At 60.2% G+C, this 14982-nt stretch carries 14 protein-coding genes and 2 pseudogenes; 6 read left to right on the top strand and 10 right to left on the bottom strand.

Annotated features, from left to right (window positions below):
* Positions 1-244: pseudogene (locus JTP94_RS25470) on the bottom strand (esterase); the annotation flags it as partial.
* Between the two features lie 406 nt (positions 245-650).
* Between JTP94_RS25470 and JTP94_RS25465 the strand changes: the two are divergent.
* From JTP94_RS25465 to JTP94_RS25455, 3 genes are all read left to right on the top strand, one after another.
* Positions 651-932, top strand: a complete 282-nt coding sequence (locus JTP94_RS25465; RefSeq protein WP_204853214.1) for a hypothetical protein — start codon at positions 651-653, stop codon at positions 930-932.
* 137 nt (positions 933-1069) lie between these two features.
* Positions 1070-2179, top strand: coding sequence for an efflux RND transporter periplasmic adaptor subunit (locus JTP94_RS25460; RefSeq protein WP_204853213.1), 1110 nt, complete (start codon positions 1070-1072; stop codon positions 2177-2179).
* Positions 2169-3197 (top strand): DUF2955 domain-containing protein, encoded by a 1029-nt coding sequence (locus JTP94_RS25455; RefSeq protein ID WP_204853212.1) that lies wholly within the window; start codon positions 2169-2171, stop codon positions 3195-3197. Before JTP94_RS25460 ends, JTP94_RS25455 begins: the two co-directional genes overlap by 11 nt.
* 228 nt (positions 3198-3425) lie before the next feature.
* On the opposite strand, the gene JTP94_RS25450 is transcribed toward JTP94_RS25455, so the two are convergent.
* The 8 genes from JTP94_RS25450 to JTP94_RS25420 form a co-directional block, all read right to left on the bottom strand.
* A complete protein-coding gene (locus JTP94_RS25450; RefSeq protein WP_204853211.1) occupies positions 3426-4286 on the bottom strand; it encodes an SDR family oxidoreductase in 861 nt (286 codons plus the stop codon).
* A 104-nt stretch (positions 4287-4390) separates the two neighbouring features.
* Positions 4391-7141 (bottom strand): MGH1-like glycoside hydrolase domain-containing protein, encoded by a 2751-nt coding sequence (locus JTP94_RS25445; protein ID WP_312038190.1) that lies wholly within the window; start codon positions 7139-7141, stop codon positions 4391-4393.
* A 66-nt stretch (positions 7142-7207) separates the two neighbouring features.
* Positions 7208-7444, bottom strand: coding sequence for a hypothetical protein (locus JTP94_RS35650; RefSeq protein ID WP_246755334.1), 237 nt, complete (start codon positions 7442-7444; stop codon positions 7208-7210).
* Positions 7441-8187, bottom strand: coding sequence for a DUF2092 domain-containing protein (locus JTP94_RS25440; protein WP_246755335.1), 747 nt, complete (start codon positions 8185-8187; stop codon positions 7441-7443). Before JTP94_RS25440 ends, JTP94_RS35650 begins: the two co-directional genes overlap by 4 nt.
* 191 nt (positions 8188-8378) lie before the next feature.
* Positions 8379-10199, bottom strand: coding sequence for an adenylate cyclase (locus tag JTP94_RS25435; protein WP_204853209.1), 1821 nt, complete (start codon positions 10197-10199; stop codon positions 8379-8381).
* A gap of 394 nt (positions 10200-10593) precedes the next feature.
* A complete protein-coding gene (locus tag JTP94_RS25430; protein WP_204853208.1) occupies positions 10594-11130 on the bottom strand; it encodes a DUF1269 domain-containing protein in 537 nt (178 codons plus the stop codon).
* Positions 11131-11234: 104 nt separating this feature from the next.
* Positions 11235-11804: an OmpA family protein gene (locus JTP94_RS25425; RefSeq protein ID WP_204853207.1), complete on the bottom strand. Its 570-nt coding sequence runs from the start codon at positions 11802-11804 to the stop codon at positions 11235-11237.
* Positions 11805-11831: 27 nt separating this feature from the next.
* The gene (locus tag JTP94_RS25420; RefSeq protein ID WP_246755332.1) at positions 11832-12218 is read right to left on the bottom strand and encodes a cysteine rich repeat-containing protein; all 387 of its coding nucleotides are present in this window, start codon (positions 12216-12218) and stop codon (positions 11832-11834) included.
* Positions 12219-12543: 325 nt separating this feature from the next.
* Here JTP94_RS25420 and JTP94_RS35645 point away from each other — a divergent pair, with 325 nt between their 5' ends.
* The 3 genes from JTP94_RS35645 (at position 12544) to JTP94_RS25410 (ending at position 13518) form a co-directional block, all read left to right on the top strand.
* Positions 12544-12903 carry an SDR family NAD(P)-dependent oxidoreductase gene (locus JTP94_RS35645; RefSeq protein WP_246755328.1) on the top strand — a complete coding sequence of 120 codons (360 nt, stop codon included), beginning with the start codon at positions 12544-12546 and terminating at the stop codon, positions 12901-12903.
* The gene (locus JTP94_RS35640) at positions 12884-13204 is read left to right on the top strand and encodes a hypothetical protein (RefSeq protein WP_246755322.1); all 321 of its coding nucleotides are present in this window, start codon (positions 12884-12886) and stop codon (positions 13202-13204) included. The genes JTP94_RS35645 and JTP94_RS35640 overlap by 20 nt, the downstream gene beginning before the upstream one ends.
* Positions 13205-13344: 140 nt before the next feature.
* Positions 13345-13518, top strand: a complete 174-nt coding sequence (locus JTP94_RS25410; protein WP_204853205.1) for a hypothetical protein — start codon at positions 13345-13347, stop codon at positions 13516-13518.
* A 362-nt stretch (positions 13519-13880) separates the two neighbouring features.
* Here the strand turns inward: JTP94_RS25410 and JTP94_RS25405 are convergent.
* Positions 13881-14552: pseudogene (locus JTP94_RS25405) on the bottom strand (ISNCY family transposase); the annotation flags it as partial.
* Between the last annotated feature and the right edge of the window lie 430 nt (positions 14553-14982).

The raw sequence follows: 14982 nt of genomic DNA, 5'->3' as shown, positions 1-14982 counted from the left end.
CCGGGGTGAGCGCTCGCTCACCTGTGAACATCTCACCTTGAACTGTGGAGCGGCTGCGTGTCGTGGTCACGAGCATGTCGACCTTGGTGGATTTCGGCGAGCTATCTGCGACCGGGATAAGCACGTTTTCGAGATGGCCACCGCACCCAGCAGGCACTGCAAGCAGAACACACACAAGGATCGGTTTCAGACAGCGGGCGAAGCTCGTATGAATCCGGCCGTCAACACAAGTCGCTTTACTCACCACTGTTCCCCGCAGCCGATCCAAAATTGACCCGCGTCGCCGGTGCATGCACCGGCGATCCATCAAGGGCTCGAGGGGAAAGTAAGTGAAGAGGGGCGCTCTGACCCGTAGCATCGGGTATGTTACGGTCGTCGCAATAAGTTGCCGGTCGAAAAGACGCGTATCAAGAAGGCGCGCCATCGGCGTCCCCGAACCGTCACCAGGAAACGCTGGGGCTCTTGCGCACCGGAAATTCATGGCTCGGGCTGGCGTCGTGGTCCGCATGCCTGTCCCAATCCCACGTCCGGTCTTCGCCAGGCCGTATGTTACAGTAGCATACTCCACGAACTGGCCGTCATCCGCGAAGATTGGGTCAGGCATACGTCGCAGTAGCTTCGGTCCAAAGTGCCTCGAAATGGAGTGAGCCATGGATGAAGGGGTGACCGCCGTCCGTCGTCGATTTCCAGCGCGGGTCCTGGCAATCGACGATCTCGCCGGCCGCAGCGAGGAGTTCCGCGACATCTGCAGGGACTTCGCCGAAGCCCAATCCGAATTGGCAAAATGGGAGGGTTCGACGGAGCCGAAGCGTGAAGAGCGTCGTCGCGAGTACGGCGAACTGGTCGCGGGGCTTGCAAAAGAGATCGAGGACGTCCTCGACAGGGCCTCTGTACTTCCGCTTCACCGCCCAGTTCCGCGATCTCCCAGCTAACAACGAGACCTGCGCTTACGTCGCCGAAGTCGTCGCAGACACGTATGTTACCGTTACCTACTTGCGTTCCCGCACGTCGTCATCACCATCGCGATTAGATTGCCAGCAAACAACCTGCGTACTTGAAGGATGACAGTGTGGTTTCCGAGACCTTAGACAAGCCTGAGACTTCCCCCGCGCCCCGCAACCCCTTGCGCAGGATTGCGCTGATCGTCGTCATGCTGGCGCTGGTCCTGTTTGTACTCTCCGTCTTCATGGAGCGGCGGACGCCCTCCACCTCTCAGGCCCAGGTGCAGGCCTATGTCGTCGGCATCGCGCCCGAGGTCACCGGCCGGGTCGTCGAAGTCAACGTCACCGATAACTCGCGGGTCGACGCTAATCAGGTTCTTTTCCGTATCGATCCGCAGAGTTACCAGCTTGCAGTCAATGAGGCCGAGGCAAGTCTTGCCAGTGTCGGCCAGTCGATCGGTGCATCGACGGCGACGGTCGATGCCGCCCAGGCCAAGCTGGTGCAGATCCAGGCAGACCGGGACAATCTTCGCGACCAGTATGCGCGCGCCTCCGAACTTGTGAAACGTGGCGTCTTTTCCAAGGCTCGGTTCGATACGGCCAAATCCGCCTATGACCAGGCGGAAGCTTCCGTTTCGGGGGCTCAGGCGGACCTTGCCAAGGCGAAAGAGCAGCTCGGGCCGTCCGGAAATGACAATCCACAGCTCCGGGCGGCTCTTGCCGGACTGGAAAAGGCCCGGCTCGATCTGGTGCGGACGACCGTGCGAGCGCCTTCGGCCGGCGTCGTCACCAACCTCCAGCTAACGATCGGCAAGGTCGTGTCGACCGGCCAGCCCGCCATGACCTTCATCGACGCCGGCACCATCTGGATCGCCGCCGCCTTCAAGGAGAATAGCCTGGAGAAGGTCGCGGTCGGCAACAGGGCCGAGGTCCTCTTCGACGCGCTTCCAGGGCGACTGTTTCCGGCGACCGTCGAGAGCGTTGGCTTTGGCGTATCGCAAGGTAGTAGCACGGACCCGAACACCGGACTGCCGACGATCAGAAACGACAGCGGCTGGGTCAAGGAGGCGCAACGCTTTCCGGTGCGCCTCAACATCGCGGAGGGCGAGCGGCCCAGGGGCGGGGTGCGTTACGGCTCGCAGGCGACGGTGGTCATCTACACGGGTGACAACCCGGTCACCAATGCGTGGGGATCGCTCTGGATCCGCATCATGTCGGTCCTGACCTATGTCAATTGAAAGGACCACCGCGATCGAGGAGCAGAAGCGAAAAGGGCTGCGGGTCGCCTTCGCCGTCTCAGTCGGCTTCACGGTCGCGGTTTATTGCGGCGCGATCATACCCTTCCTCGGTCCGCTCCTTGCCGCCCAATTCCTGCTGGGAAGCTCGCGGCCCATGCCGTTGGGCAAGACGCTGGGAATGGCCGTTCTCATTGTCGTCGTCGGCATGGCGATGATGGTGCTGACAATCCAGCTCGGCGACCGCCCGGCCACGTTCCTGCTGCTGCTCGCCTTGATCTACTTCTCCTGCTTTGTCGCGCAGTCGACCGGGAAGGGTGGTCCCGCCTGCTTCCTGGTTCTCGTCGTCGCGATCATCGTGCCCCTCCTTGGCATCCTGAACCAGGAATTGGCGAACTCGATCCTGTCCATCCTAGTCACCGGGGTGTTATCCGGCACGATCCTGATGTGGTTCGCCTATGCGATCTTTCCCGAGCCGTACTCGCAGAGCGTCGCGGTCATGTCGGTCGAGGAGCAGCCGCCCGCCTTGCTTCGGGCGCTGGCAAACACGGTCATACTCCTCGGGTCTGTCGTGATCTGCCTGACGAGCGACAATCTGACCGCCGCGGCGGTCATTCCCATAACGGTCGCGTCGCTGCTCGGTCAGCTTGACGTCGCCGCAAGCGCAAGGGCATCAATTGGGCTTGTCCTCGTCAATCTCTTCGGCGGAGTGCTCGCCTCCGTTGCCTACGCGGTGCTGACGCTACGGCCCAGTCTTTTTTCGATCTTTGTAATCGTTCTCGTCGTCGCTCTTCTGCTGGGAGGACGTGCATCCGCCCGGTCGAAGGACGCCCCGGTATTTGCTGGCGCCTTGACAATCTTCCTGATCCTATTCGGCCTCGGGGTGTCGCCATTGCCGGGGAGTGCCGCCGAGTCCTTCGCCACCCGCATCGCCTATGTCGCGGCAGCCTTGATCTATGCACTGCTGCTATCTGCGATCTTGTGGCCACGAACCACGAGTCTCAAGAGGATATCGGCATGACGAAGCGATCGCTTGCCGATAGCTGGCCCTCGATACGGTCAGTTCTGCTTCGGTATGCCGTACCTGGGGCTGCTGCCGTCTCAGCCCTACCTGGCAACGCCGCAGAGAATAATGAGGACTTCCTTGACGTCAGCAAGCACTGCGACCTCGCATATCTGTGGAAGGCCCCCCTGATCCGTGCCAGACCGGCAGCCGCAGGGCGCAGTGCTACGTTCTTCAGCCTCAGGTCTAGCCGCCGGTTTCGAAACCGGGATAGAGCGTCATTCCGCCGTCGACGTAGATCGTCGATCCGACGATATAGTCGGTGAAGTCCGAGGCCAGCCATACCGCCGTCCGCCCGATCTCCTCGGCTTCACCAATGCGCTTGTACGGAATGAGCTTCATAAGTTCTGCATAGGCTTCCGACGTTTCCCAGGCGCCGGTATTGATCGGAGTACGGATGGCACCTGGGGCGATGCTGTTCACCCGGATGCGCTTTTCGGCTACCTCCTGCGCAAGACTTTTCATGAGAAGCATCAGTCCACCCTTCGACGCCGCATAGTTCACGTGTCCGGCCCAGGGAATGACTTCGTGGACCGAGCTGATGAAGATGATCTTCCCGGCTGCAACCGAGACTTCGGGACGGACACCGCGCCGGAGGAACTCCCGGACGGCCGCGCGCGAACATAGAAACGCTCCCTTGAGGTTGACGTTCATAACGGTGTCCCACTGGGCGCTCGTCATCTCGTGAAAGGGCGCATCCCGCTGCAGTCCGGCGTTGTTGACGAACACGTCGACCGTGCCGAATTCCTCGACGGCGGTCGCGAACATCGCCTCGACCTGCGTCTCGTTGGAGACGTCGGCTGCGACAGCAAGCGCGCGCCCTCCGCCCTGTTGGATTTCATCGACGACCCGTGCGGCGTCCTCTGGTGCAGTGACGTAGTTGACGACCATGCTCGCTCCGGCCTTGCCCAGGGCGAGTGCGATACCACGACCGATCCCGGAATTGGCACCGGTGACGAGGGCGGTCTGCCCCTTCAGCAGGTGGACGGGTGGCAGGGTCGGAATCACAGGTTGCGGCAACTGCCGATTCTGGTAATAACTTTCCATGATGACCACTCCTCGTTTGCCGGGGCTCAGCCGCCCGGCGTGAATTCTCCGTCGAAAGCACCTTATCGATCGCTTTCTGATCCGCGCTCGCGAGGGCTGCGCGGCTAAGACGGCTGGGGCATTTTGCCGCCTTCGAGCCATTGCTCCGCCGTGCCGGAGGCGAAAAGATGCATTGCCCGCGCGATGAACCCGGTCCAACCCGTCTGATGGTTCGCGCCAAGACCGGCGCCGTTGTCGCCGTGGAAGTATTCGTAGAACTGCAGGCAATCGCGCCAGTACGGGTCCTCCTGGAACTGTGCAGCTCCGCCGAACACAGGCCTTGTCCCGTCCGGCCTCCGCAGGAAGATGGCCGACAAGCGCGCCGTGAGCTCTTCGGCGACCTGATAGAGGTTCATGTGGCGACCGGAGCCCGTGGGACATTCGATGGTGAACTCGTTGCCGTAGTAGCTGTAATACTGCAGCAAAGCCCGGATGAGCAGACCGTTCATCGGCATCCATATCGGCCCGCGCCAGTTCGAGTTGCCGCCGAACATGCCGCTGTCGGATTCGGCCGGGAGATACGAAACGCGGTGTTCCTCATCCCCGACCTGGAAGACATAAGGGTGCTCCGCGTGGTAGCGTGACAACGCCCTGATGCCGTAGGGACTGAGGAACTCGTTCTCATCGAGCATCGTCGACAGCACGCGACGGAGCTTCGTCTCGTCCAGTATCGAGGCGAGCCGGCGATCGGCGTGTCCCTGCTTCCGTGGGTCGTGAATGAAGGCGAACAGTTCAGGGCGCGCATCGAAGAAATGCCTCATCTGCTTGGTGATCTCGGGATACTTCCGATAGAGATCACCCTCGAACACGGTGGCAGCACAAAGCGGAAGCAAACCGACCATCGAGCGCACCTTGAGCCGCTGGGCCTGCCCGTCCGGCAGGCGGAGCACGTCATAGAAGAACCCGTCCTCCTCGTCCCACATGCCAACCTCGTCGCCCGCGTGGATCATCGCCGACGCGATCCATAGGAAATGCTGCGTGAACTTCAGCACCATCTCCTCGCCACCGGCGCCCTTGAGAGCCAGCTCGGTCGCGACCTCCATCATGTTCTGGCAGTAGAGCGCCATCCAGGCGGTGCCGTCTGCCTGTTCCAGGTAGCCTCCGGTCGGCAGCGGCGCGCTGCGGTCGAACACGCCGATATTGTCCAGCCCGAGGAAGCCGCCCTCGAAGACATTCTTGCCGGAGCGGTCCTTGCGGTTGACCCACCAGGTGAAGTTCAAGAGCAGTTTCTGGAAGGACCTCTGCAGCCAGGCGATGTCGCCCTGGCCGGTCCTTGCCTCCTCCAGACGGTAGGTGAAGATCGTCGCCCAGGCATGGACGGGGGGATTAACGTCGCCGAAGTTCCATTCGTAGGCCGGGATCTGTCCGTTCGGGTGCATGTAGGCCTCGCGCAGCATCAGATCGATCTGCTCCTTGCCGAAGTCGGGATCGACCATCGTCAGCGCGATCACCTGGAATGCCAGATCCCAGGCCGCGTACCAGGGGTATTCCCACTTGTCCGGCATGGAGATGATGTCGGCATTGTACATGTGGTGCCAGCCGACGTTGCGCTGTGCGGTCCGGCGCTTCGGATCGAACGGATCGACGCCGTGTTCGTCCAGCCATCTGTTCACGTCGTAGAGATAGAACTGCTTCCCCCACATCATGCCTGCCAGAGCCTGGCGCATGACATCGGCGGCGTCGGCGCTCATCGACGGCGGCGTGATCGAGGCGTAGAACTCGTCGGCTTCCCGCCGACGCGCCTGCATCGCCTCGTCGAACGAGCGCTCGAACATTGGCCGGACAGTCTTGGATCTAGCCGCCGGCTGCACGTCGCACAACCGCAGCCGCAGCGTCTGCGATCGCCCCGCATCCACGGTCACGACGTAATGTGCCGCCGCTTTGGTTCCGATCTGCTGCGGGTTCACGGCATCGGTACGGCCATGCACGACGAAGCTGTCGATCCCGTCCTTGACGAACTGCGTGGCGTTGGGAACGTCGAATAAGCGCTCCGTGTTCGTCTCGTTCTCCGTGAACAGCAAAGCTGGCGACCCGTTGCAATAGAGGTATCGTGCGGCATCCGCTTCTGGCGGACGAACTCCAACCCTTCCTCCTTCAGCCTGCCCAGGCGCGACCTTGGCCGCGATCACGCTCAGGGCGTCCGTCAGCTCGGCTCGTTCCAAGGTTGGCTTCCGGCGCTCTTCGCCCCACGACCATCTATTCCTGAACCATAGTGTCGGCAGCACGTGCAGCGTCGCCGGCTCCGGCCCGCGATTGGCCACGGTGATCTCGATGAGGATGTCCTCGGGCGCGGCCTTGGCATATTCGACGAAGACGTCGAAGTAGCGATCTTCGTCGAAGACGCCGGTGTCGATCAGTTCGTATTCGAGCTCGCCTTTCCCACGCCGGCCGTTTGTCTTCACCAGGTCGTCGTAGGGATAGGCGGCCTGAGGGTACTTGTAGAGATACTTCATATACGAGTGGGTCGGCGTCGAATCCAGGTAGAAGTAGTACTCCTTCACATCCTCACCGTGATTGCCCTCGCTGTTGGTGAGGCCGAACAGCCGCTCCTTTAGGATGGGGTCCTGTCCATTCCACAGAGCCAGTGCGAAACACAGCCGCTGCTTGTCATCGCTGATGCCCGCCAGACCGTCCTCGCCCCAGCGATAGGCGCGCGACCGGGCCTGGTCGTGGGTGAAATAATCCCACGCGTCGCCACCGTCGCTGTAGTCCTCGCGAACGGTGCCCCACTGCCGTTCGGACAGGTATGGACCCCATTTCTTCCACTCGGCCTTGCTGTCGCGAGCCTCGCGGAGGCGTTGAGTTTCAGCATTCACCGCGCGAATCCTTAGTTATCAATCTGCTTTGGTGTGTATCGCCCGTGTTCGGATGTTTCCGGCTGCCTAACAATTGTAGACACCGTTCGCGCACCGCACGACTGTCCGTCTCACAGTGCGTCGGGTCGTCCGCCGTGCCACGCCAGCGACACTCACTGGAGTCAGCGGACGTCCGATCCGGGCCTGCGCCGGGGTGAACACGCTATGGACGCCGGGAATTGAGAGCTTCTCTCCGGCTTCGAGGCCGAAGACCCCGATCACGGCTGCAAGGAAGATGATTTTCAGTTTTCTCGACGGGTTCATTTCGAAACTCCAATGGCGAAGTGATCGGCCAGCTCATCGATGTCAGGAAGAGAATCCAGCCGGACTTTTTCGGCCTTGGTCGTATTCTTGAAGCCGAAATCGTCGGCGACGACCTCGGTGCCCGTCTTCCAGTTGGATATCTGGATGCTGTATTGCGGACCTTCGTCGACGTGACTGTCCGTGATGATATACCTGCACGGATAGGGGCGCTCGCCCTGTGCGATCCAGATCTGCCAATCCACCTCGGTGGTCCGAAATGCCAGATGATCGCACTCTGTGCCTCCAATCACGCCGCTGCCGAGGTCCTTCACGTCGACGACGTCATGCATCAGCACGCCATAAACGTCCGGAAGAAGGAGATCAGCGCCGGGGACCGGTCTGTTGAACCTGTCCCTCAGCTCGTCGATCAGGTGCTCTAACGTGCCTGGGATCTCGACCTGGGTATAAAGATTGGCATCCTTGCCTAACAGCGTCACGGTCTTGCCGTCGAAGGTCAGCTCGACATTGGCGAAGCCTCCTGACCGTGACGCGCGGATCTTGTCCGGCCGTCCGACATCGATCTTGCCGGAACTCGCGAGCAGCAGCTTCTGGTGATCCTTGGTGACGACCTCGAGATTGGTGTCGTAGGAGAAGGACATGGCCTTCTGCGCGGCGAGATAGTCGGACATCGCCTTCAGAAGGTCCTTCGCTTCCTTTTCTCCGGCCCTGACAGGCAGGACCGAACTTGCGATGGCGATCAGCATGAATGCGGCCGATGCCGTCAAACGCATCGTTCTTTGGGCGGTCAGTATCATCGGATTTCTCCCTTTGCTGGTCTGGCCGTGCGGCAAAGGAATGCGCATGGCGACGGCAGCACAAGGAGGCTATCCGATGATACGAGCGCGCGCGCGTAGCATCTCGTATGTTACAGTAGCCGAATGGTTGATCTGGAACGTCAGCGCGACTGCAGGTACGAGGCGTTGACCGCAATGGCAGCCGTGCCCGCGACATTCTGGGGAAGCGTCATCCCGGCCTTGCGGAGCCCTGCCATCAGCCGGTCACGATCGCCAGGCTGGACGTTTCTCATATCGAGTTCCGCCATGACGTTCGGCAGGAAGTCAGGTCGCATCCGAACGAAGGTCTCTCCTTCGCGCCGGGCGTCGCCCATCATGCCGGCCTCCGCGTAGATGACGGCGGCGACGGCGTGGAAGAGGGGGAACTTCTGCATGTCCGCCTTCGTGATTTCCCGGACCGCGGTTGGATTGTCGTGAAGCATGTAGGCGGCAAGAGCACGAGTACCGTGATAGTAGCCCCCGCCGCCCGGATTGAGGGCGATCGCTTGGTCAAGCAGGGCCGCTCCTCGCTCCCACTGGCCACCCATCGCCAATCTGGTGCCGAACTCCCCCATCAGCTCGGTGTCGTTCGGGTTGATGGCGAGGGCCTGCTCGCCGACCCGCATCGCCTCGGTCAGCTCCCTGTTGAAGAACAGCGCCATCATCAATGCCTGGAGTCCCCGCGTATTGCTCGCATCGAGCTGTGTCGCACGCCTGGCCGCCCGCAGTGCACGTTGCATAGGCGGTTCCGAACCACGCTCTGAATTGAATTTGAAGCGGTCTTCGTCCAGGTACATGATCGACAGCATCGCCCAGGCGGTTGCGTAGGTCGGATAACGCGCGACGGCGGTCTCGAGACAGTCCAGGACGCCTGCATGCGCCTCGACGCTCAGCTCCGACCGGTACGCGTAGAAGCGCAGGGTGCATTCGTATGCGCCGGGATCGTCGGGGGGAGGATTTGCCGCATCGACCTGAGCCATGACGCCGTAGGGTTGCGCGATCGCCGTCGCAACCCTTCTTGCGACATCCGTCTGGATGGCGAAGAGGTCGCCCGATCCAACGTCGTTGTCGTAGTCCTGCGACCAGAGGATCTCGTCATCGGACGTGTCGAGGAGGCGCGCCGTCACCCGGAGGCGATTCCCGGAAGCGCGCACGCCGCCGGCGAGGAGATACCGTGCTCCGAATTCATCCCGGATCTTCGACGCGTCGACGTCAGGTGCAAGCGACTTCGATGTCTCGCGTCCGAAGACCTTGATCTCCTTGAACCGAGGAAGCGCGGTCAACAGCTCCTCGGTCAATCCGACGGTATAAAGCTGCGCCTCGGGTCCATCGCCGAGGTTGGCGAAAGGAGCCACCACGAGCGTGGGTCGGTCCGGAGCAGTTTCGCCTGGCGAACGCGGCGGTGGACCCGACGCCAGACCACCCGAGATCCAATAGCCGGACGCCGCCACTACCGCAACGACGCCAGCAAGCATGACCCGCTTCGCTCGCCACCACGGTTCTTTTGCGTGAGATGGCTGCGCGGGAGCCGGCTCTATCTCCACCTGCTTCGCGGGGACGGCGGTGTTCCATACAAATGCCGGAACATATCCGCCCTTCGGTATGTCGATCCTAACCGGATCGCTATGACCTTCGACCAGATAGTACCGCTCGAGGGAGCGCCGGAGACGCCCTGCCTCGATACGCACGACGGGGTCGTCCTGCGTGAATGTCTCGTTGCGGCCGAATACCTCGATCGCGATGGAATAGCCCTTAATGCGGCCGGCCCGTCCTGCGATCGCCTCCTCGACGACGTATCGTAGGAATGCGGCAGCCCGTCCCACGCCCGGAAACTCCGGACTCGAAACGATGCGTTCGAGCTGTGCCCGGATCTCCTCGATGCAGGGCGGTCCCTCTGCCGTTATTGATGTCGCGAACCCCTCCGTCGACCCCGTCGTCTGCATAGCCGCTCCCGATCCCCCTGGAGTCTTCATTGCCAGCATGTATGGTGTCGTCAACCTACACCGGGAACGTGGGGTCGTCCAATTTTCATATTAGGTCATTGCGTATTAGGTTATTGCGATCGTCGAGACACGAACCGCTCCGTGCTTCATCGTCTCCGCCGACCCCGACTGGGTAGAACTGGCCGCCACTCGGGCAGGGCATGGGTACCGCCCCTGGGTCATGTCCTCAGGTATTGTCTTGATCAAGTCATCAATGCGGCGGCCCTATGCCGATCCGCGCCGGAGCTTCTCGATCTGCTCGTCGACTTCCCTCCTTCAGTTTGGAGCGGACGCTTTCACATCGATCCTGACAATTCGCGCGCACGATAAACACAATGCGCGCTTGCGGGCCCTGCTACGCTGCCGGGCCAGGCATGACGCTGTCCGCTGTGAGCGCGCCCTGGAGCTTATGTTCCTGATCGGGAGACAGCGATGATCGCAATATGCGGGCGTGCTCGCCCTTGAACTCCTCAAGCACCTTTTCCGGCTGGACCTTGCGTACGAGCAGGAACAACGCGGAGGTGTTGACCGGAATGGTTTCAGCCAGCCGCTTGATCAAATCGTCGTTGATGCCGTAGTCGGTTATCGATCCAGCGAGCGCTCCGGAACTCGCCCCTATCGCTCCGCCAAGCACCATCCCCGCCAGCGGGTTGAGAAACAGCAAGCCGACCAGCGAACCCCAAAGTGCGCCGGAAAGACCGCCGCTGGTCGCAGTGCCGGCAGCGGACGGTTGCATACTTTGTTTGAGCCGAACCTTTCCGTCGTTGTCGCGGACCGCGACCACGGCGTCCTCGAGATCGATCAGGTATTCCTTTTGAAGCTGCTGAAGGCGGTTGAGAATCGCATCAGCCTTGTCGGCATCATCGAAGCCGAGCACTACGAGTTCTGACATGGAAAGTCCTTTCTGTTGAGGCCGTGATTTGAAATCCAAGCCGCTGACAGATGTTGTCGGTCGACCTCTGCACGTGCGATGTCCCTCGCTGAATGCTCCCGCTACTACTTCAGCACACCGAGATTGAAGAGTTGAACCCGACGGTTGACCGCCGCGGTCGGGTTGGTCCCATCGATCGGATATTCCTGTCCCGCTCCGACGGCGTACAGGTGCTCCGGAGGCACGGCGAATGTGGTCGACAGGGCTTCCTTGATGGCGTTGGCACGATCCTCGCTGAGCTGAAGGTTATTCTTCGCGTCGCCGGTCGAACTCGTGTGGCCGACAATCAGGAAGCTGTATCGCGATAGGTTCGGATGATGGAGCGCATCGGCGATCAACCCAAGTGTACGGTAGGATTCCGGTTCCATCGCGACGGAGTTGTTGACGAAGTTGATCTCGACGACCATTTGCGAGAGCTTTGCGAGATTGGCCCAGTTCGGAAGGGCGGCGAGGCTGCCGCTTGGGTTCTGGGCCGCCTGCTGCCGCAGTAGCTCGACGTCGATCTTCGGCGCGACTTTCGAGGCGTTGGCGAGACCCGTGATGATCCGTTGCTGTGTCACCTCCTGGGAGAAGGCGTAGACGGGGGCGAGCAACGTTCCGACGAAGAACACTGCGCAAATTCGACGAACGGACATTTGCATTTCCTTTTTCCCCACCATGGCTCACCGCCATCCTGCATCTGTGATGGCCTGATTGCATGGCCCGCCGACGATCCGATTGGCCTTCAGCAGGCACGACAGCATATTGCCGTCACCTTTGATGCCCTTGCAGGTGGTTGCCATGTTGCGCCTGCAAATCTGGTGGTAGGCGACCTGCGCGGCCTGGCGTTGCTTGATGGACGCGGTGACGGCTGCCAGCGTCGAGGTGCAGACAGGCGACACTTTCGCAGAATTCTTCTGCAGACAATCGGCGATCCGGCCGTTCCCGAGATTCAAGCCGCTGCAGAACTTCTTGATGTCAGCGCCGCAGTCCTTGGAAAGTGTCGTCACGGCGTCTGCGTAGCTGATCGTCTCTGCATGAGCGGCGACGCCCACGGCTAGGAAGGCCATCAAAACCGCAGTCCTTAATGCATTTCGTCTTTCTGCCATGCGAAGCTCCCATCTGTTTTGAGCGTAGTGACCGACTGAATGTCGACGATGCAAATTCCGCCGACATGTCTTGCGCAACCGACGTGAGAAGGGAAGTAAGTTACAGTTACATACCCCCTTGTCGGCGAGGCGACGGAAGAGCTCCGGGCGCGAACCCGCAAGTTCGCCGCCTGGGCACCTAGCACCTATTCGAAATATAAAGAGACGGCCAACTGAGAGATGGATCTGAAGCTTGAAGGAAAGACTGCCCTCGTGACCGGAGCGACGGCCGGCTTCGGGCGGGCCATTGCAAGGAGCCTCGCGACTAAAAGGAGCGAACCTCGTCATTCCTAGGCGTAACCAATCGAAGCTCGACCGGGCTGCGAGTCAGATCAGGACTGCCGCAGCCAGCTCGGTAGTTCGCACCGTTCTGGTTGAAGTCGGGACGGCGGATGGTGCTGCCGAATTGATCCGGCAGGTTGCCGACGTCGACACTCTCATCAACAATCTTGGCATCTATGAATCCCGGACATTTACGGAGATCACCGACGACATGTGGCGTCGCAACTTCGAGACCAACGTCCTGAGCGGCGCTCGTCTCGCTCGGCGGTATCTACCGGGCATGCTCGCACGGGACTGGGGCAGGGGTGATCTTCATCTCGAGTGACTCCGCGCTCGTCATCCTTCCAGACATGATCCACTACGGCATGACGAAGACCGCGCAGCGTTCGATTTCCGGCGGCCTCGCAGGACCCACAAAGAGCACCAACGTCATCGTGAATTCCGTTCTGACAGGATCCACCCGCTCGGAGGGGATCGAAGATTTCCTGAAGAGCGTCAGCTCGAATCCTGACGCTCCCGCTGAGGAGATCGAAGCCGAGTTTTTCGAGAAGGAGCGGCCGACGTCGCTGATACAGCGGATGATCAAACCGGAGGAGATCGCAGCCCTCGTACCCAATAGCTTGTAACTTTATAGCTTGTAACTTTTCGGCTTTTCGTGCCTTAAAATCGGGCAGTCAACATGGAGGAAGCCATGTCCAAGAGCGAACTCATCGCCGGTCTGTATCGAGCTCGCAGATGAAACTGTGACGAAGCGGAGGAAGAAGAAATGAGCGCTGACTGGGGGACGGGCCTCCGACTGAAGCTCGAGAATCTCGTCGATACGTTCGTCGTGGCCGGCGCGAAGCAGGACGAGGTCTTCGACGCAATCATCCAAGAGGTCGGCAGTCTCAGGGCTGCGTACGAGCGCGATCCTGATCCTGCCGATGACGAAGTTCAGTGAGGGCGGCAAGGTTCTACAATCCAAGCCGCGATAACATAATTTAAATTATAGTAATTCAAATTATATTAATCGTAAATAGTGTAGTCCGTATTATATTAAATGCCCACCCTAACGAATTATGATGGATTGCATCCTCGGCGAGCGCGATGACATGGCGACCGGAACTGTGAACGAGGCCTGTCACAACGCTACCTCGCAACCGTTGATGAGATTTCAGCGTATCTATTTCCTAAGCAAAGGATCAAAACTCCTAACGCGGTGTCAGGGGTTTTTTTGGAGAATCTACACCAAGTGCATCATTGCCGTTTCGAGGGTACGGGATCAGCCAGTTTCACGCAAATGGGCGGTGAAGACCTCGGCAGGCGTCTTGTAGCCGACGCATGTGTGCTGCGGAAAACCCCATGCTTGTCGCTATAGAACGCCAAGGGCTTACCCCATTGCTGCAGATAGGCCTTCGTCGCGTGCAGATAGTCGAACGTGTTCTCCGATCCGGCGAACCGCAGATGCAACAGCTCGCCGGTGGCGTCATCGATATAGACAAGCAGGGCGCATTTGGGGCCGCGATTCTCGAACCACCAGTGATGCGAGCCGTCGATCTGGACCAGTTCACCGAAGCAGTCACGCCGGCCGCGCGGCTGGAAGACCCGCTTCTTGCGCTCGCGCCGCGAGACCCAGATGCCGGCCTCGGTCATCCATTGGCGCAGCGTCTCCTTGGCGACCGAGATGTGATGCAGTTCGATCAGCTTCTCGCGAGCCAGCGTCGGACCAAAATCCAGATAGCGTTCGCGGATCAGATCCAGCGCCGCATTGCGAAACTCCTCGCTGTGGCGCCGGTTGCTTGGTCTCGATCGCTTCTTCGAAACCAAGCCGGCCGCACCGGAATGGTCATAGGCCTGCAGCAGCCTGTGCATCTGACTTCGGCTGAGCCCAAGCAGCTCGGCGGCCTGGACAACGCCCAGGCGCTGATTACGGATCTTCTGAACAACTTCGAGGCGATGCAATTCTTTCTGCGACATGGTGATCAAACAGGACATGACGACTCCGACCGCTCATGGTCTCGACCAGACTGGAGGTCGTCATCCTTGCTCCCAACGTTGGCGTTGACCAGAACGTCGAGAGGCGAGACTGTCGCATCTCTAACTGGCCCAACTGTCGCATTACTAAATAGCCCTTACAAACAAACATCAGATAATCTGTATTATGGAACTTGCCTGAGCTTCTCGAAGATCTTGACTACAGACCACTTGATTCATTGTGCATGCAAACCGCTGTGAGACTCATCGAACGCTCGCCTTTATTAACAGGTAGATTTGAGTTGCCGATTATCGGCGGGTTCTCTCGCGGTACGTTTCGGTTTTAAAGTGGCTGACCCTCTCGCTCTTCGCTTATGTCGGCGTCGCGTTCGTGGTGCATATTCCATGGGGCACCGTCGGCTATAATCTGGTCGTGCCGCACATCACCTTC

It is taken from the genome of Martinezella lusitana, from assembly GCF_016901135.1.
GTDB classification, from domain to species: Bacteria; Pseudomonadota; Alphaproteobacteria; order Rhizobiales; family Rhizobiaceae; genus Rhizobium; species Rhizobium lusitanum_D.
The sequence above is the reverse complement of the archived record's forward strand: the minus strand, read 5'-3'. Positions and strand labels throughout refer to the sequence as shown.

What these genes read in the sequence shown, in the direction of transcription:
- JTP94_RS25465 (WP_204853214.1), top strand. Translation starts at nt 651, where the DNA reads ATGGATGAAGGGGTGACCGCCGTCCGTCGTCGATTTCCAGCGCGGGTC.
- JTP94_RS25455 (WP_204853212.1), top strand. Translation starts at nt 2,169, where the DNA reads ATGTCAATTGAAAGGACCACCGCGATCGAGGAGCAGAAGCGAAAAGGG.
- JTP94_RS25450 (WP_204853211.1), bottom strand. Translation starts at nt 4,286, where the DNA reads ATGGAAAGTTATTACCAGAATCGGCAGTTGCCGCAACCTGTGATTCCG.
- JTP94_RS35650 (WP_246755334.1), bottom strand. Translation starts at nt 7,444, where the DNA reads ATGAACCCGTCGAGAAAACTGAAAATCATCTTCCTTGCAGCCGTGATC.
- JTP94_RS25440 (WP_246755335.1), bottom strand. Translation starts at nt 8,187, where the DNA reads ATGCTGATCGCCATCGCAAGTTCGGTCCTGCCTGTCAGGGCCGGAGAA.
- JTP94_RS25435 (WP_204853209.1), bottom strand. Translation starts at nt 10,199, where the DNA reads ATGCAGACGACGGGGTCGACGGAGGGGTTCGCGACATCAATAACGGCA.
- JTP94_RS25430 (WP_204853208.1), bottom strand. Translation starts at nt 11,130, where the DNA reads ATGTCAGAACTCGTAGTGCTCGGCTTCGATGATGCCGACAAGGCTGAT.
- JTP94_RS25425 (WP_204853207.1), bottom strand. Translation starts at nt 11,804, where the DNA reads ATGTCCGTTCGTCGAATTTGCGCAGTGTTCTTCGTCGGAACGTTGCTC.
- JTP94_RS25420 (WP_246755332.1), bottom strand. Translation starts at nt 12,218, where the DNA reads ATGGCCTTCCTAGCCGTGGGCGTCGCCGCTCATGCAGAGACGATCAGC.
- JTP94_RS25410 (WP_204853205.1), top strand. Translation starts at nt 13,345, where the DNA reads ATGAGCGCTGACTGGGGGACGGGCCTCCGACTGAAGCTCGAGAATCTC.